The sequence below is a fragment of the Streptodolium elevatio genome (assembly GCF_053592165.1).
Genome location: NZ_JBSFVE010000001.1, coordinates 669,439 through 690,851, shown reverse-complemented (window position 1 = coordinate 690,851; position 21,413 = coordinate 669,439). Strand labels below are relative to the sequence as shown.

20 protein-coding genes are annotated in these 21,413 nt (G+C 71.7%); 14 read left to right on the top strand and 6 right to left on the bottom strand.

Annotated features, from left to right (window positions below; genetic code table 11):
- Nucleotides 1-72: 72 nt before the first annotated feature.
- Complete coding sequence (locus tag ACWD12_RS03035) at nucleotides 73-612, bottom strand: MarR family winged helix-turn-helix transcriptional regulator (protein WP_450098037.1); 540 nt, start codon at nucleotides 610-612, stop codon at nucleotides 73-75.
- 303 nt (nucleotides 613-915) lie between these two features.
- Between ACWD12_RS03035 and ACWD12_RS03030 the strand changes: the two genes are divergently transcribed.
- The 4 genes from ACWD12_RS03030 (at nucleotide 916) to ACWD12_RS03015 (ending at nucleotide 4,827) form a co-directional block, all read left to right on the top strand.
- Nucleotides 916-2,160, top strand: a complete 1,245-nt coding sequence (locus ACWD12_RS03030) for a LolA family protein (protein WP_450098036.1) — start codon at nucleotides 916-918, stop codon at nucleotides 2,158-2,160.
- Entirely contained in the window at nucleotides 2,157-3,185 is a 1,029-nt protein-coding gene (locus ACWD12_RS03025; protein WP_450098035.1) for an ABC transporter ATP-binding protein, read from the top strand. Before ACWD12_RS03030 ends, ACWD12_RS03025 begins: the two co-directional genes overlap by 4 nt.
- Nucleotides 3,172-4,086: an ABC transporter permease gene (locus ACWD12_RS03020; protein ID WP_450098034.1), complete on the top strand. Its 915-nt coding sequence runs from the start codon at nucleotides 3,172-3,174 to the stop codon at nucleotides 4,084-4,086. The genes ACWD12_RS03025 and ACWD12_RS03020 overlap by 14 nt, the downstream gene beginning before the upstream one ends.
- A 186-nt stretch (nucleotides 4,087-4,272) precedes the next feature.
- Nucleotides 4,273-4,827, top strand: coding sequence for a hypothetical protein (locus tag ACWD12_RS03015; protein ID WP_358352838.1), 555 nt, complete (start codon nucleotides 4,273-4,275; stop codon nucleotides 4,825-4,827).
- Between the two features lie 57 nt (nucleotides 4,828-4,884).
- Here the strand turns inward: ACWD12_RS03015 and ACWD12_RS03010 are convergent, their stop codons facing one another.
- The 5 genes from ACWD12_RS03010 to ACWD12_RS02990 form a co-directional block, all read right to left on the bottom strand.
- Entirely contained in the window at nucleotides 4,885-5,616 is a 732-nt protein-coding gene (locus ACWD12_RS03010; protein ID WP_450098033.1) for a GAF and ANTAR domain-containing protein, read from the bottom strand.
- Between the two features lie 139 nt (nucleotides 5,617-5,755).
- Entirely contained in the window at nucleotides 5,756-6,751 is a 996-nt protein-coding gene (locus ACWD12_RS03005; RefSeq protein WP_358352852.1) for a 2-oxoacid:ferredoxin oxidoreductase subunit beta, read from the bottom strand.
- 97 nt (nucleotides 6,752-6,848) lie between these two features.
- Nucleotides 6,849-8,711 carry a 2-oxoacid:acceptor oxidoreductase subunit alpha gene (locus ACWD12_RS03000; protein ID WP_358352834.1) on the bottom strand — a complete coding sequence of 621 codons (1,863 nt, stop codon included), beginning with the start codon at nucleotides 8,709-8,711 and terminating at the stop codon, nucleotides 6,849-6,851.
- 247 nt (nucleotides 8,712-8,958) lie between these two features.
- Complete coding sequence (locus ACWD12_RS02995; RefSeq protein ID WP_358352833.1) at nucleotides 8,959-9,603, bottom strand: response regulator transcription factor; 645 nt, start codon at nucleotides 9,601-9,603, stop codon at nucleotides 8,959-8,961.
- 230 nt (nucleotides 9,604-9,833) lie between these two features.
- Entirely contained in the window at nucleotides 9,834-11,165 is a 1,332-nt protein-coding gene (locus tag ACWD12_RS02990; protein WP_358352831.1) for a sensor histidine kinase, read from the bottom strand.
- A 234-nt stretch (nucleotides 11,166-11,399) separates the two neighbouring features.
- Here ACWD12_RS02990 and ACWD12_RS02985 point away from each other — a divergent pair, with 234 nt between their 5' ends.
- Genes ACWD12_RS02985 through ACWD12_RS02940 form a run of 10 tightly spaced genes read left to right on the top strand, consistent with a single transcriptional unit; the run spans nucleotide 11,400 to nucleotide 21,292 of the window.
- Nucleotides 11,400-11,777, top strand: coding sequence for an NADH-quinone oxidoreductase subunit A (locus tag ACWD12_RS02985; protein ID WP_358352830.1), 378 nt, complete (start codon nucleotides 11,400-11,402; stop codon nucleotides 11,775-11,777).
- Nucleotides 11,768-12,535, top strand: coding sequence for an NADH-quinone oxidoreductase subunit B (locus ACWD12_RS02980; protein ID WP_450098032.1), 768 nt, complete (start codon nucleotides 11,768-11,770; stop codon nucleotides 12,533-12,535). Before ACWD12_RS02985 ends, ACWD12_RS02980 begins: the two co-directional genes overlap by 10 nt.
- Nucleotides 12,532-13,377, top strand: coding sequence for an NADH-quinone oxidoreductase subunit C (locus ACWD12_RS02975; RefSeq protein WP_450098031.1), 846 nt, complete (start codon nucleotides 12,532-12,534; stop codon nucleotides 13,375-13,377). The genes ACWD12_RS02980 and ACWD12_RS02975 overlap by 4 nt, the downstream gene beginning before the upstream one ends.
- Nucleotides 13,374-14,333, top strand: a complete 960-nt coding sequence (locus ACWD12_RS02970) for a complex I subunit 1/NuoH family protein (RefSeq protein ID WP_358352825.1) — start codon at nucleotides 13,374-13,376, stop codon at nucleotides 14,331-14,333. Before ACWD12_RS02975 ends, ACWD12_RS02970 begins: the two co-directional genes overlap by 4 nt.
- Complete coding sequence (locus tag ACWD12_RS02965; RefSeq protein ID WP_450098030.1) at nucleotides 14,330-14,944, top strand: NuoI/complex I 23 kDa subunit family protein; 615 nt, start codon at nucleotides 14,330-14,332, stop codon at nucleotides 14,942-14,944. Before ACWD12_RS02970 ends, ACWD12_RS02965 begins: the two co-directional genes overlap by 4 nt.
- A 5-nt stretch (nucleotides 14,945-14,949) precedes the next feature.
- On the top strand, nucleotides 14,950-15,645 hold the full coding sequence (locus tag ACWD12_RS02960; RefSeq protein ID WP_450098200.1) for an NADH-quinone oxidoreductase subunit J family protein: 696 nt from the start codon (nucleotides 14,950-14,952) through the stop codon (nucleotides 15,643-15,645).
- A gap of 4 nt (nucleotides 15,646-15,649) precedes the next feature.
- Nucleotides 15,650-16,030 carry an NADH-quinone oxidoreductase subunit NuoK gene (nuoK, locus tag ACWD12_RS02955; RefSeq protein WP_450098029.1) on the top strand — a complete coding sequence of 127 codons (381 nt, stop codon included), beginning with the start codon at nucleotides 15,650-15,652 and terminating at the stop codon, nucleotides 16,028-16,030.
- Complete coding sequence (locus ACWD12_RS02950) at nucleotides 16,027-17,964, top strand: NADH-quinone oxidoreductase subunit 5 family protein (RefSeq protein WP_450098028.1); 1,938 nt, start codon at nucleotides 16,027-16,029, stop codon at nucleotides 17,962-17,964. The genes nuoK and ACWD12_RS02950 overlap by 4 nt, the downstream gene beginning before the upstream one ends.
- Nucleotides 17,961-19,658: a complex I subunit 4 family protein gene (locus tag ACWD12_RS02945; RefSeq protein ID WP_450098027.1), complete on the top strand. Its 1,698-nt coding sequence runs from the start codon at nucleotides 17,961-17,963 to the stop codon at nucleotides 19,656-19,658. The genes ACWD12_RS02950 and ACWD12_RS02945 overlap by 4 nt, the downstream gene beginning before the upstream one ends.
- Nucleotides 19,655-21,292 (top strand): NADH-quinone oxidoreductase subunit N, encoded by a 1,638-nt coding sequence (locus ACWD12_RS02940; protein ID WP_450098026.1) that lies wholly within the window; start codon nucleotides 19,655-19,657, stop codon nucleotides 21,290-21,292. The genes ACWD12_RS02945 and ACWD12_RS02940 overlap by 4 nt, the downstream gene beginning before the upstream one ends.
- The last annotated feature ends 121 nt before the right edge of the window (nucleotides 21,293-21,413 follow it).

The window sequence follows — 21,413 nt, the reverse complement described above, 5'->3', positions numbered from 1 at the left end:
GCCGTGGTTCCGGCCCCGGCGGCGCTGCCGCACGGTCACGCGGAGGCGTGGTCGACCACGCCTCCGCACAAGTCAGTTCTGGCTGCCCGTGTGCCCCCCGCGCCGCACCGGGCGCCCCGCCTCGACCGGGGTCGACAGCCGGTCCGCCACCAGCAGCTCCAGGTTCCGTACGAACGCCTCCCGCTCGCCGGCCGGGATCGCCGCGAGGACGTCGTTGTGCACGGCGTCCACGACCTCCCGCCCCTGGATCGCCTTGGCGTGCCCGTCGTCGGTGACCGCGATGATGCGTGCCCGCCGGTCGGTCGGCGATGGCTGCCGCTCCGCAAGGCCCTTCTTCTCCAGGTCGTCGACGGTGAGTACCATCGTCGTCTTGTCGAGCGCGCTGGCCTCGGCGAGCTGGATCTGCGTCATCTCGCCGTCGAGCGCGTGCACCAGGACGCACTGGCCCCGCGGCGTCAGCTCGATCTCCGCGAGGCGCGCGGTCAGCTCGGTGGCGAGGACGTGCCCGGCGTGCGAGAGCAGGAACGTCAGGTCGGGCGCGCGCCGCTCGACGGCCGCCCGCTTCTCGGACTGTCTGCCGGTCTTCGCCCCGGCCTGGATCTCGGTAGCCATGGGCTGATTCTAGCGCGGGAGTATCCGCAACGGGATGATCCCGCAGTAAATCATTTGCGGGGTGCGGCTGTCGGTGCCCCTCGCCGGACCCTGGCGGACCGGGCAGGGCGATCGATGTCCCTTGCACGGGACGAGGGTTGAGTAGTCGTCAGGTAGTCCGGCCGGGCCGGAACTGCTCCCCGAGGCGTACGCCCCGGTGCGGCCACCGGCCGATGCCCGGACCCCTCCGCCGGTGTTCCCCTGGATGCACCGGCCGTCCGGCCACCCCGGTCGCGGCCCAGCCAGCCATCGAAAGGCACCACAATGCCCGCTGCCCTGCGCACCGCAGGCAAGGTCGCGCTCCCGCTCGGAATCGCCGCGCTCGCCGCAGGCGCCATCGCGTACGGTCCGAGCGCCTTCGCCGACGACTCCGATCCCAGCCTCCCGAACCTGACCGCGGAGGAGGTGGTCGCCAAGATCGCGGGTGCCAATCCCGAAGCCCTCTCCGGCTCGGTACGCATCACCACCGACCTCGGCATCCCCGCCCTCCCCGGCGGCAACCGCTCCGCCGACCCGTCGGCGCTCCTGTCCGGCACCCACACGCTGCGCGTCGCCGTCGACGGCCCCGACCGCCAGCGCATCGGCATCCAGGCCGAGCTCGCCGAATACAACGTCGTCCACAACGGCCGCGACCTGTGGACGTACGACAGCCGCGGCAACAAGGCCACCCACACCACGCTGCCCGAACGCGCGCCGGGGGAGGACAAGAAGGACGCCGCCCCGCCCACCGGCCTCGCCATGACCCCGCAGGAGGCCGCCAAGCAGCTCCTCGCCGCGGTCGGACCCGGTACGTCGGTCACCGTCACCGGCACCGACAAGGTCGCCGGCCGCGACGCCTACCAGCTCCGCATCGCCCCCTCTCAGCCCGGCAGCCTGATCGGCGGGGCGACCGTGTCGGTGGACGCCGAGACGGGCGTACCGCTGCGCGTCGTGGTCGACACCGCGAAGGGCGGCAAGCCCGTGATCGACGTCGGGTTCACCGACGTGTCGTTCGCGAAGCCGTCCGCCGACACCTTCGACTTCAAGCCGCCGTCCGGGGCGAAGGTCGAGGAGACCAACAAGAAGGGCGCGCCGGACGGGCAGGGGGACGCCAAGAACTCCGCGGGCGCGTTCGGCCTCGACCTGGGCAAGCTGACCGGCGGATTCACCGGCACGGACCCGAAGGTGCACGGCGAGGGCTGGAGCACCGTCATCGAGATGCGGCTCCCGGAGGGCCTCACCCTCCCCAAGAGCGACACGTCCAAGGACGGCAGCACCGAGAACGGCCAAAGCGACCAAAGCGGCCAAAACGGCAAGGACGGCAAGGAAGGGAAGGACAAGAACGGCGACAAGGGCAGGGACCTCGCCGCCCAACTCCTCGACAAGCTCGGCACCAAGGTCGACGGCGGCACGCTCTTCGGCACCCGCGTGGTGAACGCCCTGGTCACCGACGACGGCCGGGTGTTCGTGGGCGCCGTCGACGGCCCGACCCTGCAGAAGGCCGCGGCGGAGAGCACGGCGGCCCGATGAACGCGTCCACGGCGGTCCGGACACCCGACCGGGGCGCGAGCAGCGCACACGCCGCACGTGCTGCACACGCCGCACCGAGTTGGGACGGGGAGCGCGAGCCCGTCGTCGTCACCCGGGGGCTGTCGAAGGCGTACGGCCGGGACCGGCTCGCCGTGGACGGCCTCGACCTGGTGGTCCCCGCCGGATCCGTGTTCGGCTTCCTGGGCCCCAACGGCTCCGGCAAGACCACCACCATCCGCATGCTGATGGGGCTCATCTCACCGACCGCCGGCACCGCCACCGTCCTCGGCGGCACGATGCCCAAGGCCGCGGGGGCGATCCTGCCGCGGGTCGGCGCCCTCATCGAAGGTCCCGCGCACTACGGCTTCATGACGGGCCGTGAGAACCTCGCACGCCTGGACGCCGCCGACCGCACCGCCGACCCGGCGACCCGCCGCGAGCGCATCGAAGAGGCGCTGGCCCGGGTCGGCCTGGCGGCGGTCGGCGACCGCAAGGCACGCGCGTACTCGCTGGGCATGAAGCAACGGCTCGGCATCGCCTCGGCGCTGCTGCGCCCCCGCGACCTGCTGGTCCTGGACGAGCCGACCAACGGCCTCGACCCGCAGGGCATGCGCGAGATCCGCGCGCTGATCCGCACACTCGCGGCGGACGGCACCACCGTCTTCCTGTCCTCACACCTCCTCGACGAGATCGAGCAGGTCTGCACACACGCCGCGGTCATGGCCCGCGGCCGCCTGGTCACCCAGGGGACCGTCGACGACCTGCGCTCGGCGGCCCGCGGGCGCCTGGTCGTCGAGACCCCCGACGCGGGCCGCGCCGCCGTGGTCCTGGCCGAGCTCAAGGCCGGCTCGGTGGCCACCACGGCCACCGGCGTCGAGGCCGAACTCGGCGACGTGGCACCGGACGTGGCCTGTGCCGCACTCGTCCGGGCGGACGTGCGGGTGCGGTCGTTCATGACCACGGGCGGGTCCCTGGAGGACGCGTTCGTGGCACTCACCGGGGAGGGCTTCGATGTCGAGGACTGAGGCGGTCACCCTGCCGGGCGCCGGTACGCCGCAGGCCCAGGCCGCGCAGGAGCGCGCGGCGTTCTCCGTACCCCTGCCGCGCGGCCGCGGTCTGCTGGCGAGCGAAATGCGCCTGGTGTTCCGGCGCCCGCGCACGTACGCGATGCTCGCCTTCCTGGCCGCCGTGCCGGTCCTGCTGGGCGTCGCGCTGCGCTACTTCACCGACGGTGCGGGCGGCGGGGGCGACGAGGGGCTGGAGTTCGTCTCGCAGGTCACCAACAACGGTCTGTTCCTGGTGTTCGCGTCGCTCGCCGCCACGCTGCCGTTCTTCCTGCCGATGACCGTCGGCGTCGTGGCGGGCGACGCGGTCGCGGGCGAGGCGAGCGCCGGCACGCTGCGCTATCTGCTGGTCGCCCCGGCCGGGCGCATCCGTCTGCTGCTGGTGAAGTACGCGGGCCTGGTGGCTTTTTGCCTCGCCGCGACCTTCACCGTCGCGCTCTCCGCACTCGCGGTCGGGGCGGTGCTGTTCCCGATGGGCGACGTACCGCTGCTCAACGGCGACAGCATCCCGATGACCGAGGCACTGGTCCGTGCGCTGCTCATCGCGGTCGCGGTCGCGGTGTCGCTGCTCGGCATCGCGGCGATCGGGCTGTTCGTGTCGACGCTGACGAGCGTGCCGGTGGCCGCGATGGCGACGACCGTGGGCCTGGTGATCGTCGCGTCGATCCTGTCCGCGATCCCGCAGTTCCACGCGCTGCACCCGTGGCTGTTCACGGACCAGTGGATGTCGTACGGCGACCTGCTGCGCGACCCGATCGTGACGGACGGCGTGGTGCGCAACCTGGAACTGCAGGCGGCGTACACCCTGGTCTTCGGAGCCGCCGCCTGGGCACGGATGGCGGACCGCGATGTCACCTGCTGACGGTGCCCGCCAGTCGGCTCCCCGCGCACTGTTCGACCGAACTCTGCCGCAAACTACGCCCGGTGGGCCCTGAAGTCGTAGGCTTGAACCGGTTGGACAGTCAGCCGCAACCGGCGCCATCGTCACGGCCCGCAGGCGTGATGGTGCTCCGGCCCACGGCGTTGCCCACTCTCCCTAGGTGGGGTCATGACATCCGACCCGTTCCGCACCGGCCCGTCCGGTAACGACGCGTTCTGCACCCGCCCGTTCGACCTCGGGCGCGACGCGGTGATCGCCTACCCCGTGCGCGACACGCGCCCGCGGACCTTGGACGCCGCCGACCTCCTGGCGGCCGTCGGGGAGTTGGCCCTGCGGAGGGTTGCCGGGGCGTGCGACGTGACGCTGGCCTTCTGGCGCGAGGACGCGCTGTTGGCCGAGGTGTCCACCGACATCGGGCTCAGCGAGGTGGTGGGCGCGCACGACGACCGGCCGGGGCCGGTCGCCGACGTGCTGCGCAGTGGCGGCATGGTGCAACTGCCGGACCTGGAACGCGAGGCACGGTGGCCTGAGGCCGCCCGCGAACTGCGGGTGCGCGGCGTGCGCTCGTGTGCCGCGGCGGCGCTGTGCCGCCCGCGCTTCAGCCTCGCCGTGGTCGTCTACTCCACGGTGCCGGGCCCGCTGTCCCCGGCGTCGGACCTGGACGAGCTGCTCAGCGAGTGGGTCGCGACGGTGGTGCGCAGACGCGTGCGCGGCGTCGTCTGACACTCCCGGGGACCCTCGGTCGGCCGCGTTCGCCCGGGCACGTACGCCGGGGCACGTTCACCCGCGTACCTGGCGTTCGACGTCGGCCACCAACTTGCGGGCCACGTCCGCGAGTTTGACGTTGTGGTTCTGCGACACCCGGCGCAGGGCGGCGAAGGCCTCGTGGGAGTCGATGCGGCGCTGCGCCATCAGGATGCCCATCGCCTGCCCGATGGTGCCGTGCGTGCCGAGGGCGTTCTCCAGGTCGGCCGTCCGGTCCACGGCGGCGAGGCGTTCCTCGCGTTCCTGGGCGACGGCGGCGCGGGCCGCGAGGCGGAGTTCGAACTCGCGTACCACCAGCCCCGCGAGACCTTCGAGGACGTCGACGCGGTCGTGCGGCACGGGGCGCGGAACCTGGTCGAAGACGGCGAGCGAGCCGACGTTGTGGCCGTCCGCCGTGTGCAGCGGTACGCCGAGGTAGAAGCGCAGCCCGAACTCCCCGGCCACCAGCGGGTTCGAACACGCGAGGGGGTCGCGCGACGCGTCGGCGAGGCCGTGCGGCTTGCCGGTCTCGACCACGACGTGGCACAGGCCTGGCCCGATCGGGACGCCGGGCAGGTCGAGTCCGTAGCGTCCGTGGAACCAGATGTCGTTCTCGTCGATGACCGTGACCACGCTGAACGGCACCGCGAACAGCCGTGCGGCCAGCGCCGCGATCTCGTGGTAGCAGTCGGGTGGGATGTCGCGGATCTCCCACCGGCGGATCGCGTCGGCGCGGACGAGGGCGTCCGATTCGTGAATCGTGGTCACCCTCACCACGGTAGGCGTACGGTGGCGCCGCACGGGGCGGCTTGCGTCAATCGACCTGTGCCGCACGCCCCTCCGTGCCGGAAAGGGACGAGGCCCCGGCGAAGGATGCCGGGGCCTCGTACCGCACTATGACGGACCGTCAGAGAATGGTCCAGGTGTCGTTGCCCGCGATGAGCGAGGCGAGGTCGCCGTTGCCGCGGGTCGCGGTGTCGGCGGCCACCTGCTCGGCCATCAGGGTGTCGTACACCGGGCGGTCGACGTTGCGGAACACGCCGATCGGGGTGTGGTGGTTGCTGGTCAGGTCGCCCAGCCGGGAGAGCGCGAACGCGAGTTCGGGGTTGTCGGCGTGCGCGTCGTGCACCACGAGCGCGTCCTCGCCGACCTTCGCGACCTCGGCGACGTCCAGCGAGCCGGCCGCGCCGCGCACGACCCCGAACTGCAGGTCCTTGCCGAACTTGATGGGCTGCCCGTGCTCCAACCGGATGGTGACGTCGTCACGCAGGTCCGGGTCCTTGAGCTGTTCGAACGCGCCGTCGTTGAAGATGTTGCAGTTCTGGTAGATCTCCACCAGCGCGGTGCCCGGGTGCGCCGCCGCCTCGCGCAGCACCGAGGTGAGGTGCTTGCGGTCGGAGTCGATCGTGCGCGCGACGAAGGTCGCCTCCGCGCCGATCGCGACGCTGATCGGGTTGAACGGGTGGTCCAGCGAACCGAGCGGGGTGGACTTGGTGATCTTGCCGGACTCGGAGGTCGGCGAGTACTGGCCCTTGGTCAGACCGTAGATCCGGTTGTTGAACAGCAGGATCTTGAGGTTGACGTTGCGGCGCAGCGCGTGGATCAGGTGGTTGCCGCCGATCGACAGCGCGTCGCCGTCGCCGGTGACCACCCAGACGCTCAGGTCCTGCCGCGACGTCGCCAGGCCGGTCGCGATGGCCGGGGCGCGCCCGTGGATCGAGTGCATGCCGAACGTGTTCATGTAGTACGGGAACCGGCTGGAGCAACCGATGCCCGAGATCCACACGATGTTCTCCTTGCGGAGCTGCAGCTCGGGCAGGAAGCCCTGCACCGCCGCGAGGATCGCGTAGTCACCGCAACCGGGGCACCAGCGCACTTCCTGGTCGGACTTGAAGTCCTTCATGGACTGCTTGGTGTCGGTCTTGGGGACCAGGGTCAGCGACGGGAGGCCGCTCCCGTGACCGTGCGAGCCGTTGGCCGCTGCGCCCCCGTGCGTTGCCTCAGACACTTTCGATGACCTCCTGGATCACGTGGGCCAGCTCCTCGGCCTTGAACGGGAGGCCGCGGACCTGGTTGTACGCGATGGCGTCGACGAGGTACTTCCCGCGCAGCAGCAGAGCGAGCTGCCCCAGGTTCATCTCGGGGACGATCACCTTGTCGTACTTCCCCAGCACCTCGGCGGTGTTCGCCGGGAAGGGGTTGAGGTGGCGGAAGTGCGCCTGGGCGACCTTGCCGCCCTGGCCGCGCACGCGCCGCACACCGGCCGCGATGGGGCCGTAGGTGGAGCCCCAGCCGACGACCAGCACCTTCGCGTCGTCGGTCGGGTCGTCGAGCCACAGCGGCTCGATGTCCTTCGCGATGCCGTCGACCTTGGCCTGCCGGATGCGGACCATGAAGTCGTGGTTGGCCGGCTCGTAGTTGATGGTGCCGCTGCCGTCGGCCTTCTCGATGCCGCCGATGCGGTGCTCGAGGCCGGCGGTGCCGGGCACGGCCCACGGACGCGCCAGCGTCTCGGGGTCGCGCTTGTACGGCCAGAAGACCTTGCTGCCGTCCTCCAGCTCGTGGTTCGGCTCGGTGGCGAACTCGACGCGCAGGTCCGGCAGGTCGTCCACGGCCGGGATGCGCCACGGCTCGGAGCCGTTCGCGAGGTAGCCGTCGGACAGCAGGAAGACCGGCGTGCGGTACTTCAGCGCGATCCGGGCCGCCTCGATCGCGGCGTCGAAGCAGTCCCCGGCGGTGCGCGGCGCGACGATCGGCACGGGGGCCTCGCCGTTGCGGCCGAACATCGCCTGGAGCAGATCGGACTGCTCGGTCTTGGTGGGCAGGCCGGTCGAGGGGCCGCCGCGCTGCACGTCCACGATGAGCAGCGGCAGTTCGAGCGACACCGCGAGGCCGATCGCCTCGGACTTGAGGGCGACACCCGGGCCGGACGTCGTGGTGACGCCGAGCGCGCCGCCGAACGACGCGCCGAGGGCGGCGCCGATGCCGGCGATCTCGTCCTCGGCCTGGAAGGTGCGCACGTTGAAGTTCTTGTGCTTGGCCAGCTCGTGCAGGATGTCCGAGGCCGGGGTGATCGGGTACGAGCCCAGGTAGATCGGCAGCTCGGCGCGCTGTCCGGCGGCGACCAGGCCGTACGACAGGGCCAGGTTGCCGGTGATGTTGCGGTATGTGCCGGACGGCAGTTTGGCGGGGGCGATCTCGTACGAGACCGCGAAGCCCTCGGTGGTCTCGCCGAAGTTCCACCCGGCCTTGAACGCCGCGACGTTGGCCTCGGCGATGACCGGCAGCTTGGCGAACTTCTTCTTGAGGAACGCGACGGTCGACTCGGTCGGCCGGTGGTACAGCCACGAGAGCAGGCCGAGCGCGAACATGTTCTTGGCGCGCTCCGCGTCCTTCTTCGAGATGTCGAAGTCGGCGAGCGAGTCGACCGTGAGCGTCGTGAGCGGCACGGCGTGGATGTTGTACGCGTCCAGCGAACCGTCTTCGAGCGGGTTCGTCGCGTACCCGACCTTGGCCATCGCGCGCTTGGAGAACTCGTCGGTGTTGACGATGATCTCCGCGCCGCGCGGCAGGTCGCGGATGTTCGCCTTGAGGGCGGCGGGGTTCATCGCGACGAGGACCGTCGGGGCGTCGCCCGGCGTCAGGATGTCGTGGTCGGCGAAATGGAGTTGGAAGCTGGAGACACCCGGCAGGGTTCCGGCAGGGGCCCGGATCTCGGCGGGGAAATTGGGCAGAGTCGACAGGTCGTTGCCGAAGCTGGCCGTTTCGGAGGTGAAACGGTCTCCGGTCAACTGCATTCCGTCACCGGAATCGCCCGCGAACCGGATGACTACCCGGTCGATCTGCTTGACCTGTTTGGTCACTTTTTAGGACCTCCTCGGCGCTGCGGCAGAGTCGTCCGCGCACCGCGCGGATGTCGCAGTTTCATCGTACGGCTGTACAAGAAGGGGCCTGAGCGGACCCCGGGTGGTGCACGGGAGCGATTCGATGCGGAATATCACCCTGTATGTCGGATTTTGTCCGTTTTCCAGAGTGGAACCAGGCCCACGACGGCCCAGCCTCCGATCGCGGGGATGATGGCATGGGTCCGGTAATCCGTTCACCAGAGTGTCAGGATCCGAGATAGGCGAGTACCGCCAGGACCCTTCTGTGATCGGTCTCACTGGGTGCCAGCCCGAGCTTTCCGAAGATGTTGCTGACGTGTTTTTCGACCGCTCCGTCGGAGACGACCATCGCCTGCGCGATGGCGGTGTTGGTGCGCCCTTCGGCCATGTAGCCCAGCACCTCCCGCTCCCTCGGCGTCAGGGTGACCAGAACGTTTTGTTTGCGGCTACGACCCAACAACTGGGAGACGACCTCGGGGTCCAGCGCGGTTCCGCCCTTGGCGACCCGCACCACGGCGTCCACGAAGTCACCCACATCCGCTACCCGGTCCTTCAGGAGGTAGCCCACGCCGCTGGTGCTGCCGGCCAGCAGTTCCGTCGCGTACTGCTCCTCGACGGCCTGGGACAGGATCAGCACGCCGATCTCGGGAAGCTGCTGGCGCATCCGCACCGCCGCCCGGATGCCCTCGTCGGTGAACGTCGGCGGCATGCGCACGTCGACCACGCACACGTCGGGCCGCAGTTCGGCGGCGACCGCGAGCAACTGCTCGGCGTCGTCGACCGCGGCCACGACCTCGTGGCCCCGGTCCACCAGAAGCCGGTTCAGACCGTCCCTCAGCAGTACGGAATCCTCAGCGATCACGACGCGCACGGCGCTCCCCAGCCTCCATCACGGCAGCCGGGGCGTGGTGCCCCGACAGGGACAGTCTCCCGGATGGACGACCGTGCGGAGCACAACCCCGGGTCGAGTAGCCGGATTCCGCGACGCCGCCCGGGCAGGGCCCGGGCGGCGGGGGGAGCGGTCGGCAGGGGCCGGTACGGGGCGGTGCGGGGTCGCTGCGGGGTGCCCGGCGGGTCCGGTCGGATGCAGTGAGGGCAGGCTCAGTAGGGGAGCGTGAGCGTCACCGTCGTACCGCGGCCCGCGGGGCTGTCGACCTTGAGCGTCCCGTCGACGCCGCGCACGCGCTCCATCAGGCCCGCGATGCCGGTGCCGTGGGCGGGGTTCGCGCCGCCGCGGCCGTTGTCGGCGACCACGGCGACGATGCGGTCGCCGTCCGCGCGTACCGTCACCGACGCCGAGTCGGCGCCGCTGTGCTTGGAGACGTTGGTGAGCAACTCGCTCACCGTGTAGTACGCCACCTGCTCGACCGGCGCGCTCGGGCGCCGCGGCAGGTCGACCGTGACCGCGACCGGCACCGTGCACTTCGCGGCGACCGCGGACAGGGCCGCGTCCAGGCCGCGGTCGGTCAGTACCGCCGGGTGGATGCCGCGGGCCAGGTCCCGCAGCTCGCGCAGCGCGAGCTTCACCTCGTTGTGCGCGTCGACCACCATGCGTTGCGCGGACTCCGGGTCGGAGTCCATCTTCTCCTTCGCCAGGCCCAGGTCCATCGCCAGCGACACCAGCCGGGCCTGCGCGCCGTCGTGCAGGTCGCGCTCGATGCGCCGCATGTCCGAGGCCGCCGTGTCGACGGACGCGGCCCGGCTGACGGTGAGTTCCTCGACCTGCTTGGACAGGAACGCCGGGCCGAGCAGGCCGCGCACCATCGCCCGGTCCACCGCCGCGAGGCCGCGGATGAGCTGCGGGGTCAGGAACAGCAGCACGACGCCGACGAGGACGGTCGCGGTCACCCACAGCGGGCCGGTCAGGTAGAAGTCGTCGCCCGGCGCCTTCGGGCCGTCGCCGGACAGTTGCGCGCCCGGCTGGTCGGCCAGCCGGAACAGCGGCTGGGTGAACGGGTACGTGAGCGTCACCAGCGTCGCGGACCACAGCGTGATCGCCATCGTGAACGTGAAGATGCCCCACGGCAGCATCAGGAACAGGTACAGCGCACCGCGCCAGCCCGTCCCGTCCGCGCAACCGCTCTTCACCCATCCGGTGAACCCCGGCGTCTTCTGCCGGAACTTCGCGGGCTTGCGGACGACCTCGTCCATCAGCAGGCGGGCCCGGGCGCGTTCCATCGAACCCCAGCCGCGGCACGAGACGACGATCCCGGCGATCAGCGGCAGGCCCATCAGGAAGAGCGGGGTGAGGCCGATGCCGAGCACGATGAAGACGGTGACGTAGATGAACCCGAGCAGGCCCACGAAGAAGTTCAGCGTGAGGTGCATGGTCTCGCCCCACGTGCGCGCACTGATCGGCGCACGCCAGAAGCTCGGACGGGACACCGGCACGCGGGGCTCCGCGCCGGGCACGGTAATTCCTGCAGTCGACATCGGGGCGGTCCTCGCTCGGGGGGTCTGGGCTCGATCCTTGCAGTACCACTGTCGCCCGCGGCACGCGCCGGTCCCATGGCGCGCGTCGGTGTCTTCGTAGTAGGGCTGTCCCTACCCCTGACCGGGTGCGGCGCGGCAGAGTACTGGCATGGACGGTGCGGACAGTACGGGGCCAATCCCCCTAGACTCCCGTGCCACAGGGGCAACAGAAGGGCAGCGAGAGGACGTACCAGGGTGACCGAACACGGCTACTTCAGTACGTACGCGCTCGTCGGGCTGGTGCTGCTGGTCGGCGCGGGCTTCGTCGCCGCCGCGTTCACCGCCAACCGGCTGCTGCGACCGGACGCCCCCTCCGTCGAGAAGCTGACCACCTACGAGTGCGGTGTCGACCCGGTCGGCGAGGGCTGGGCCCAGACGCACGTGCGCTACTACATCTACGCGTACCTCTATGTGATCTTCGCGGTCGACGCCATCTACCTCTTCCCGTGGGCCACGGTGTTCGCCGACCCGGGCTTCGGCGCGACCACGCTCGTCGAGATGTTCGTGTTCGTCGGCTTCCTGGCCGTCGGGCTCCTGTACGCGTGGCGGAAGGGCGTTCTGACGTGGACCTGACGCGCCGCACCTCCGGCGCCGGCCCGGTGAGCCTTCCGGCCCCCACGCTCGGCCCGCTCTCGCGGCTGGCGCCCGATCCGGTCCGGCTCCTGCTCAACTGGGGCCGCCGCTACTCCCTCTGGGTCTTCAACTTCGGACTCGCGTGCTGCGCGATCGAGTTCATCGCGACCTCGATGGCCAAGCACGACTTCATCCGGTTGGGCGTCATCCCGTTCGCCCCCGGGCCGCGGCAGGCCGACCTGATGATCGTGTCGGGGACCGTCACGGACAAGATGGCGCCCGCGATCAAGCGGTTGTACGAGCAGATGCCGGAGCCGAAGTACGTCATTTCCTTCGGATCGTGCGCCAACTGCGGCGGGCCCTACTGGGATTCGTACAGCGTCACCAAGGGCGTGGACCAGATCATCCCCGTCGACGTGTACGTGCCGGGCTGTCCGCCGCGGCCCGAGGCGCTGCTGCAGGGCATCCTCAAGCTCCAGGAGAAGATCGGCGGCGAGTCGCTGGCCGACCGCTACGGCAGCGGGTCCGACACGCCGAAGGGCTCCGGCCCCGCCGCGCAGCCGTCCTCGTCGCGGGCCGACCGCGCCAAGTCGGTGGCCCGCGCGAAGCGGGACAGCGGGGCGGTGCTGTCGGCTCCTGCCGACACCCCTGGCGACCCGCCGCCGGCCCTGCCGGCCGGTGCGCTGCGCCGACCCCCGGTGGCGCCGCCGGGGCCCGCACCCGGAGCGGCCCCCGCGGCTCCCGGCGGTGCGGTGTGACACCCGACGAGATCCGCGACGCGCTGGGCGACGTCGCGGTGTCCGACGCGTACGGGCTCGCCACCGCCGACGTCCCGGCCGAGCGGTGGACGGACGCGCTGACGGCCGCGCGCGATGTGCTCGGGCTGACGTACTTCGACTGGCTCAGCGCGGTCGACGAGAGCGACGAGGGTTTCTCGGTCGTCGCGCACGTCTGCGCGGCACCGGGTCCCAGGCTGCTGCTGCGGACGCGCGTGCCGCGCGACGCCGCCCATCTGCCGACCGCCACAGGGGTGTACGCGGGGGCCGGGTGGCACGAGCGCGAGACCGCCGAGATGTTCGGCCTCGTCTTCGACGACCATCCGCACCCCGTACCGCTGCTGCTGCCGGACGGGTTCGAGGGCCATCCGCTACGCAAGGACTTCGTGCTGGCCTCCCGCGTGGCCAAGCCGTGGCCCGGTGCCAAGGAGCCGGGCGAGTCGGACACCCACGAGGGCGCCGCCCGTGCGCCGGGTCGGCGGCGGATACTGCCGCCGGGCGTTCCCGACCCCAACGAGTGGGGGCCGAACGCGGGCCAGGCGCCGACGCCGGACGTCGAGGCCGCCGCCGCGCCCCGCGGCGAAACGCGCGCGGGCCGAGCGGGCCGCACCCCCGGCGACCGTCCGGCGCGCCCGGACCGCCCGCGGCGCACTCGGAGCGTGTCGCAGGGCTCGGCCAGCCAACAGGACGCCTCGCCGGCCGAGCCGGTCACGCCGCCGACCACGCCGCCGGCCGAGCCCACCACCCCGCCGACCCAGCAGGGCCCTTCGGCCGACGGTGATCCGCCACCCCCCGCCGACCCCTCTCCCCAGGAGGACGCGTGACCCTCTTCGAGGTCGTCATCCGCCTTCTCCTCGTCCTCGTCTGCTTCCTCGTCCTCCCGCTCCTCATCGGCCAGACCGAGCACAAGGTCATGGGCCACATGCAGGCGCGCGTCGGGCCCATCTACGCGGGCGCGTTCCACGGCTGGGCGCAACTCGTCGCGGACGGGGTGAAGTTCGCGCAGAAGGAGGACATCGTCCCGGCCGGTGCCGACCGCCGGGTGTTCCGGCTCGCCCCGGCGATCGCGCTGGTCCCGTACCTCGTGGTGCTGATCGCGATCCCGTTGGGCCCCGGCGACCTGGTCGGACGCAGCATCGACGCCGGGGTGTTCTTCGTGCTCGCGGTCATGGGCGTGGGGGTGCTCGGCGCGCTGATGGCCGGGTGGGCGTCGGCGAACAAGTTCTCGCTCCTCGGATCGCTGCGGACCGCCGCGCAGTTGATGGCGTACGAGCTGCCCATGCTGCTGGCCGCCGCCTCCGTCGCGATGGCCGCCGGCACGCTCTCGCTCACCGGCATCCTCGGCGAGTGGGAGTGGTGGTGGCTGCCGTGGCAGGCGGTGGGGGCCGTCGTGTTCTTCACCGCGGGTCTCGCCGAGTTGCAGCGGCCTCCGTTCGACATGCCGGTGGCCGACTCGGAGATCATCTTCGGGGCGTACACCGAGTACACCGGCCTGCGGTTCGCGCTGTTCCTGCTCGCCGAGTACGCCGGGATCCTGGTCCTGTGCGCGCTGACGACGGTGCTGTTCCTCGGCGGCTGGCACGGGCCCTGGTCCGACGACGTCGGCTGGCTGTGGACGCTGCTCAAGACCGGACTGCTCGCGTTCGTCGTCATCTGGGTGCGCGTCAGCTATCCCCGCCTGCGTGAGGACCAGTTGCAGAAGCTCGCCTGGACGGGGCTGATCCCGCTGGCCCTCGCCCAACTCGTGCTGACCGGCGTCGTGAGGGTGGCCACCGCATGAGCAAGGAGAAGAACACGGGCGGGAGCGCCGGCAAGGGCAGCGGCAGGAGCAGGATCCCCGGCGCCGGGCTCGCCAAGGGCCTGGCCGTGACGCTCAAGACGATGACGAAGCGCGCGGTCACCCAGGGCTATCCCGAGGTGATGCCCGACCTGCCGCCGCGTTCGCGCGGGGTGATCGCGTTGTTCGAGGAGAACTGCACGGTCTGCATGTTGTGCGCGCGTGAGTGCCCCGACTGGTGCATCTACATCGACTCGCACAAGGAGGTCGTGCCGGCCCGCGAGCCCGGCGCGCGCGACCGTACGCGCAACGTGCTCGACCGGTTCGCGATCGACTTCGCGCTGTGCATGTACTGCGGCATCTGCGTCGAGGTGTGCCCGTTCGACGCGTTGTTCTGGTCCCCGGAGTTCGAGTACGCGACCGAGGACATCCAGGCGCTCACCCACGAGAAGGACACGCTGCGCGCGTGGATGTGGACCGTGCCGGCGCCGCCCGCCCTCGACGAGCGGGCCGAGGAGCCCAAGGAGTTCACGATGGCCCGCCGCGCGGCGGACAAGCTCGCCGGAGGGGCGCAGAAGCCCGCGCGCCCGCCGAGGGGAGGGGACGCCGAGTGAGCGCGATGGCCGCGGCATCGCCTCGTCCGGTGGCCTCGGTGGTGTCGGCCGCGGGTGCCCTGTCGGGGGACGGCGGACCCGGTTTCCTGTCGCCGACCGGCGCCGAGGTCGCGTTCGTGCTGATCGGGCTGGTGGTGCTGGGTTCGGCGCTGCTGGTCGTGACGACGCGGCAGATCGTGCACGCGGCGCTGTGGCTCGTCGTCACGCTGGGCGGCCTCGCGGCGGAGTACCTGCTGCTCACCGCGGAGTTCATCGCCTGGGTGCAAGTCCTGATCTACATCGGCGCGGTGGTCGTGCTGCTGCTCTTCGGGCTGATGCTGACGCGCGCTCCGATCGGGCGTTCGACGGAGCTGGACTCCGCGTCGCGGTGGCCCGCGGTGGTCGTCGCGGTCGGTGCGGCGGCGACGCTGCTGACGGTGGTGGTGGACGCGTTCCACGCGGCGTACCTCGACCTCGGGAAGACCGACGACGGCTCGGCCCGGGTGACCGGCGAGAGCCTGTTCCGGGTGTGGGTGCTGCCGTTCGAGGTGCTGTCGGTGCTCCTGCTGGCGGCGCTGATCGGGGCGATCATCCTGTCCCGGAGCCGCGAGAACGGCGGCAGGGCACCGGGAGCCGGCAAGGCACCGGGCGGCGGCAAGCCGTCGGGCAGCGGCAGTTCGCGGGGCACCGGCACGCCGCCCGGCACGGGAAAGGTGCGGTGACCCGGTGCACCTCGTCTATCCGCTGGTCCTCGCCGTCCTGCTCTTCTGCATCGGCCTGTACGGCGTCCTCGCGCGCCGCAACGCGATCCTCGTGCTCATGTCCGTCGAGCTCATGCTCAACGCGGTCAACATCAACCTCGTCGCGTTCGACATGTGGCTGCGCGACACCCTGCACGCCGGGCAGGCGCTCACGTTGTTCGTGATCACCATCGCCGCCGCGGAGATCGGCCTCGGACTCGCCATCGTGCTGATGGTGTTCCGCAGCCGCGCCACATCGGACGTGTCGGAACTGCGCGACCTCGGCGAGCCCGGGGTTATCCCCTCACCAAGCCCGTCCGCCTCCGGCGCGCAGCCGGTACGCGACGGCGGAAGCGAGCCGGCATGACCACGGCCGCGGGCCTGGCCGCCGCCCTCCCGTTCTGCGCCGCACTCCTCGGCCTGGCCGTCGGTCGCAGGAGCCCGGCCGCCGCGCGCCTGTTGGCCGTCGTCCCCCTCGCGGTCGCCGCGGTCCTCGCGCTCTGGGTCGCGGTGCGGCACGGTTCGGGGGGCGTGACCGAGAACGGCGTCGAGCTGACCCCGACGGGCGCGCTGGACATCGGGCTGTCGATGCGGATCGACGGCCTGTCCTCGCTGGTCGCCGTCATGGTCGCGGTCGTGGCGACGCTCGTGCAGGTGTACTCGGCGGCGTACCTGCGCAAGGACCCCCGCTATTCGTCGTACGCCGCACTCGTGTCGCTCTTCAGTGCCGCCATGCTGCTGGTCGTCTACACGGGCGACCTGATCGTGCTGCTCGTCGGCTGGGAAGTCATGGGCGTCTGCTCGTACTTCCTGATCGGCCACTACTGGGAGACCGAGGTCGCGCGGGCGGCGTCGCTCAAGGCGTTCCTCGTCACCAAGCTGGGCGACGTGCCGTTCCTGATCGGGATCCTGGTGATCGGCGCGGGCAGCGGATCGTTCCGGATCGGCGAGATCGTCGACAACGTGCCGCCGTCGGGAGCCGGCTGGGTCACCGCGGGCACGCTGCTGATGCTGGGCGGCGTCGCGGGCAAGTCGGCGCAGGTACCGCTCCAGACCTGGCTTCCGGACGCCATGGCCGGTCCCACGCCGGTCAGCGCGCTGATCCACGCCGCCACGATGGTCGCGGCCGGTGCGTACCTGGTGGCCCGGCTGTACCCGGTCTTCCTCGCCTCGGAGACGACGCTGCTGGTGTTGGCGGTGATCGCGGCGGTCACGATGGTCGTGTCGGCGCTCGCGGCGTTCGCGCAGGACGACCTGAAGCGGGTGCTGGCGTGGTCGACGGTGAGCCAGCTTGCGTACATGACCGGCGGTCTTGCGGTGGGCGGCCGGGACGCCGCGGTGTTCCACCTGCTCACGCACGGAGCGTTCAAGGCGCTGCTGTTCCTGGCCGCGGGGGTGGTCATCCATGTGGCGGCGAGCGGGCGCATCGGCGACATGGGCGGGCTGCGGCACCGCGCGCCGCTGGTGTTCTGGACGATGACGGCCGGGCTCGCCGCACTGGTCGGAGTGCCGCCGCTGTCGGGCTTCTTCAGCAAGGAGGCGGTCCTGTCGGCCGCCGAGCACACCGCTCTGGACGCCGGGCACGGCGGACCTCCGGCGGCCGCGGGGTGGCTGGTGCTGGCCGCGGCGCTGGTGACGGCGGGACTGACGGCGGCGTACGCGACGCGTGTGTGGCTGCGGGTGTTCTTCGGAGCGGAGCGGTCGGTCGCGGCATCGGGGGCGCACGCCGACGACCACGGCCCGGTGCCGCGTGCCATGACCTGGCCGCTCGTGGTGCTCGCGGTGCCGACTTTGCTGCTCGGCTTCGTGGGGCTGCCGACGTCGTGGCTGACGTCGTGGCTGGGCGACGCGGACGGGCGGGCGTACGACACGGCCGCGGCGGACGCGGGGCGCCTTGTGCAGAACCACGCGTACTACGACCTCGCGCCGCGGCTCGGCACGTCGCTGATCGCCGTGGCGCTGCTCGCACTCGGCGCGGGCGCCGTCTACGCGCTGTGGCGGCGGGACCCGGCCGCGGACCCGGCGCGCGTACTGGGCCCGTTGCGCGGTCCGGCGGAACGCGGCTTCGACGTCGACCGGCTGTACGACGGGGTCGTGGTCCGCCCCGTCCGCGTCCTCGCGCGCCTGACGCGGTTCGTGGACGACACCGTCGTCGACGGCTACGTGCGCGGCGCGGCCCGGGGCACCTGGCTCGCCGGCGGGGGCCTGAGGCGCAGTCAGAACGGAAACGTGCAGGTGTACTTGGCCGGGCTCCTGGCAGGCTTCGTGGTCCTCGCGGTGGCTGTGGCGGTGAACGCGTGAACATCGTGCTTCTTGTGCTGATCGGACTGCCGCTGCTGGGCGCGGCGGTGCTGGTGGCGCGGCCTGTGGACGAACGCTCCGCGCGCCTGCTCGGCGTCGGGGTCAGCGGCGCGGTGCTGGTGCTGGCCGTGGTCCTGGCGATCACGTTCGACCGGGACGACGCGCGGACGATGCAGTTCACGACCGACCGTGTCTGGGCCTCTTCGCTGGGACTGCACTTCCATCTCGGCATCGACGGCATCTCGCTGCCGCTGCTGGTACTGACGGCGCTACTGACCTTCCTGGTGGCCGTCCACAGCCTGGGGACAATTCCGCCGGGTGGGAGCGCGCGTGCGTACACGGCGCTCGTGCTGGTCCTCGAATGCGGTGTGCTCGGCACCTTCGCGGCCCTCGACCTGATCCTGTTCTTCCTGTTCTTCGAGGTCGTGCTGATCCCGATGTACTTCCTCATCGCGCGATGGGGGACCCCGGGCGAACGCGGTCCCGCCGCCTTCAAGTTCATCCTCTACACGCTGCTCGGCTCGGCGGTGATGCTGCTCGGCTTCCTGCTCGTGCAGGCGCACACCGGGACGTTCGACATCACGCAGCTGACGGTGGGCGCCGGCGACGGCATGTCGCGCGGCGTGCAGATCACCGCGTTCCTCGCGATCGCGGCGGGCCTGGCGGTCAAGGTCCCGATGTGGCCGCTGCACACCTGGCTCCCGGACGCGCACACGGCGGCGCCCACGGGCGGCTCGGTGCTGCTGGCGGGGGTGCTGCTGAAGATGGGCACGTACGGGCTGGTCCGCATCGCGGTGCCGGTACTGCCGGAGGGCGCCGAGGTGTTCGCGCCCTACCTGGCGGCCTTCGGGACGGTCGGGATCGTGTACGGATCGCTGGTCTGCCTCGCGTTGCTGCGCGACCCGGACGGGGACCTGAAGCGGATCATCGCGTACTCGTCGGTCGGCCACATGGGCTTCGCGCTGCTGGGCATCGCGACGCTCACGCCGCAGGGCGTCAACGGCGCGCTCTTCGTCAACATCGGCCACGGCCTCATCACCGGGCTGTTGTTCTTCCTGGCCGGCGCGGTCAAGGAGCGCAGCGGGACCGCGCTGCTCGGGCGCATCGGCGGCAGCCTGTACGCACGGGCGCCGCGGCTCGGCGGGCTGCTGGCCTTCGCGGCGGTCGCGGGGCTCGGGCTGCCGGGACTGGCCGGGTTCTGGGGCGAGTTGCTGGCGATGTACGGGGCGTACCACCCGGCTTCGGGACTCAGCCGGCCGCTCTACCTCGTGCTGCTGGCGGCGGCGGGGGCGGGGACGGTGCTGACGGCGGCGTACATGCTCGGCGTCGTGCGGACGGTCTGCATGGGGCCGGGACTCGGCGCGAGCCTGGTGCCGGGATCGGACGCCGGTGTGGAGGCGGTGTCGGCGCCGCCGGGGAACGGGCGTTCGGAGGTCGCACGTTCGGAGGCCGGGCAGCCGGAGGCCGCGCACGCCGAGACCGGGCATGCGGAGGCCGGCCATGCGCAGGCCGGCCGCCCGGGCACCAGGCCTGAAGCGGTGGTCCGGGTGGAGCCGCTGGCCGACGTCGGCCGCGTCGAAGTCGCCGCGTGGGGCCCGCTGGTGGTCCTGACGGTGGTGGCGGGGCTGTGGCCCGCCTCGGTCCTCGCGGTGACGGATCCGGCCGTCCGCGCACTTCTCGGAGGTGGGGCGTGACCGCCTCCGTCGAACTCGCGTCCACGCACGGTGCGGCGTCGCTCGTCCAGGACATCGACTGGCTCGCGATCGCCCCGCCGCTCGCCCTCGCGGTGGCCGCACTCGCCGTGCTGCTCGCCGATCTGTTCCTGACCGGGCCGCGGAAGGTGTGGCTCGCGTGGATCTCGCTCGCGGGCCTGGCCGTGTCGCTGCTGCCGCTCATCCCGCTGCGGGACGGCGGCGCGCGGTCGACGTTCTGCGTGCCGGGGAATCCGACGACGGGGGAGGCGCAGGCCTGTTCGTACGTCGCCTCCGACTTCACCCTCGTCCTGCAACTCGTCCTGATCGGCTCGGCGGCCGTGGTCGTACTGCTGTCGATGCCGATGACCGCGCCGCGGCCGTGGGCCGACGACCGCCACGAGGACTCCGGCGTACCCGGCGGCGAGTACCACTTCCTGCTGCTGGCCTCGGTGGCCGGCGCCGTGACGCTGGCCGCCGCGCGCGACCTGGTCACGCTGGTGGTGGCGCTGGAGACCATGTCGCTGCCGGCGTTCGCGATGGTCGGGCTGCGGCGGGACGGGCGCGGCGGGGAGGCCGCGCTCAAGTACTTCCTGCTGTCGGTCGCCTCGACCGCGGTTTTGCTGTTCGGGATCAGCCTGCTCTACGGCGCCACCGGCGCGGTGCACCTGGACCGCGTCGCGGCGGGCCTGGAGGCGTTGGATCCGCAGGTGAAGACGGTCGCGGCGACGGGCGCGGCGCTGACGCTGGCCGGGTTCGCGTTCAAGGTGGCGGCGGTGCCGTTCCACTTCTGGGTGCCGGACACGTACCGCGGCGCGCCGGTGCCGGTGGCCGCGTTCCTGTCGGTCGTGTCGAAGACGGCCGGGTTCGCGGGGCTGCTGCTGGTGGCGGGGATCGCGCTGCGGCCGTACGCGCACGTGTGGGGCCCGGCGCTGGCGGTGCTGGCGGCGCTGACCATGACCGTCGGCAACGTGGTGGCGGTGCGCGTCGCGACCGGCTCCGGTGACGCGGTACGGCTGCTGGCCTGGTCGTCGATCGCGCAGTCGGGCTACGTGCTGGTGCCGTTCGGTACGGCCGCCGGGGACGGGGCGGACCTCGCGGAGCGGCTGCCGGCGTCGGTGGCGTACCTCGCGGTGTACGCCGTCATGAACCTCGGGGCGTTCGCCGTGGTGACCGCGGTCGGCCGGGACCGGCCGACGGGGCTGGTGTCGGACTACCGGGCGCTGCTGCGGGCCCGGCCGGCGCTGGCGTTCGCGATGGCGTTCTTCCTGCTGTGCCTGGCCGGGCTGCCGCCGGGGCTGATGGGGCTGTTCGCGAAGGTGACGGTCTTTCAGGCGGTGGTCGCGGGGGGCGCGGGCTGGCTGGCCGTCGTGATGGCGGTCAACGTCGTGATCGGCCTGTACTACTACCTGGTGTGGACGGCGCTGCTGTTCGCGCCGCCGCTGCCCGGGACGCCGCCGGGGGCGCTGCCGGGCGCGCTGCCGGGGGCGACGGGAACCCTGGGGGAGTCCGGCTCGTTGCGCGTTCCGGCACCGTTCGCACTGGCAGTCGCACTCGCGTTCGGGCTGGGGGTGGCACTGTCGGTCGCTCCGCAGATCGTGCTGCGGGTGCTGACGGTGCCGGGGCTGCTGGGCTGACGTCCCGGCCGGATCCCGTACGGAGAGGCGTGACGTCGGCTCTGTGGGGGAACCATGCGATTTGTTCCTTCGTTGATCCGGGACAAACCGCCCCCGCTTCCCCTCGTACCGAGAGGACCTG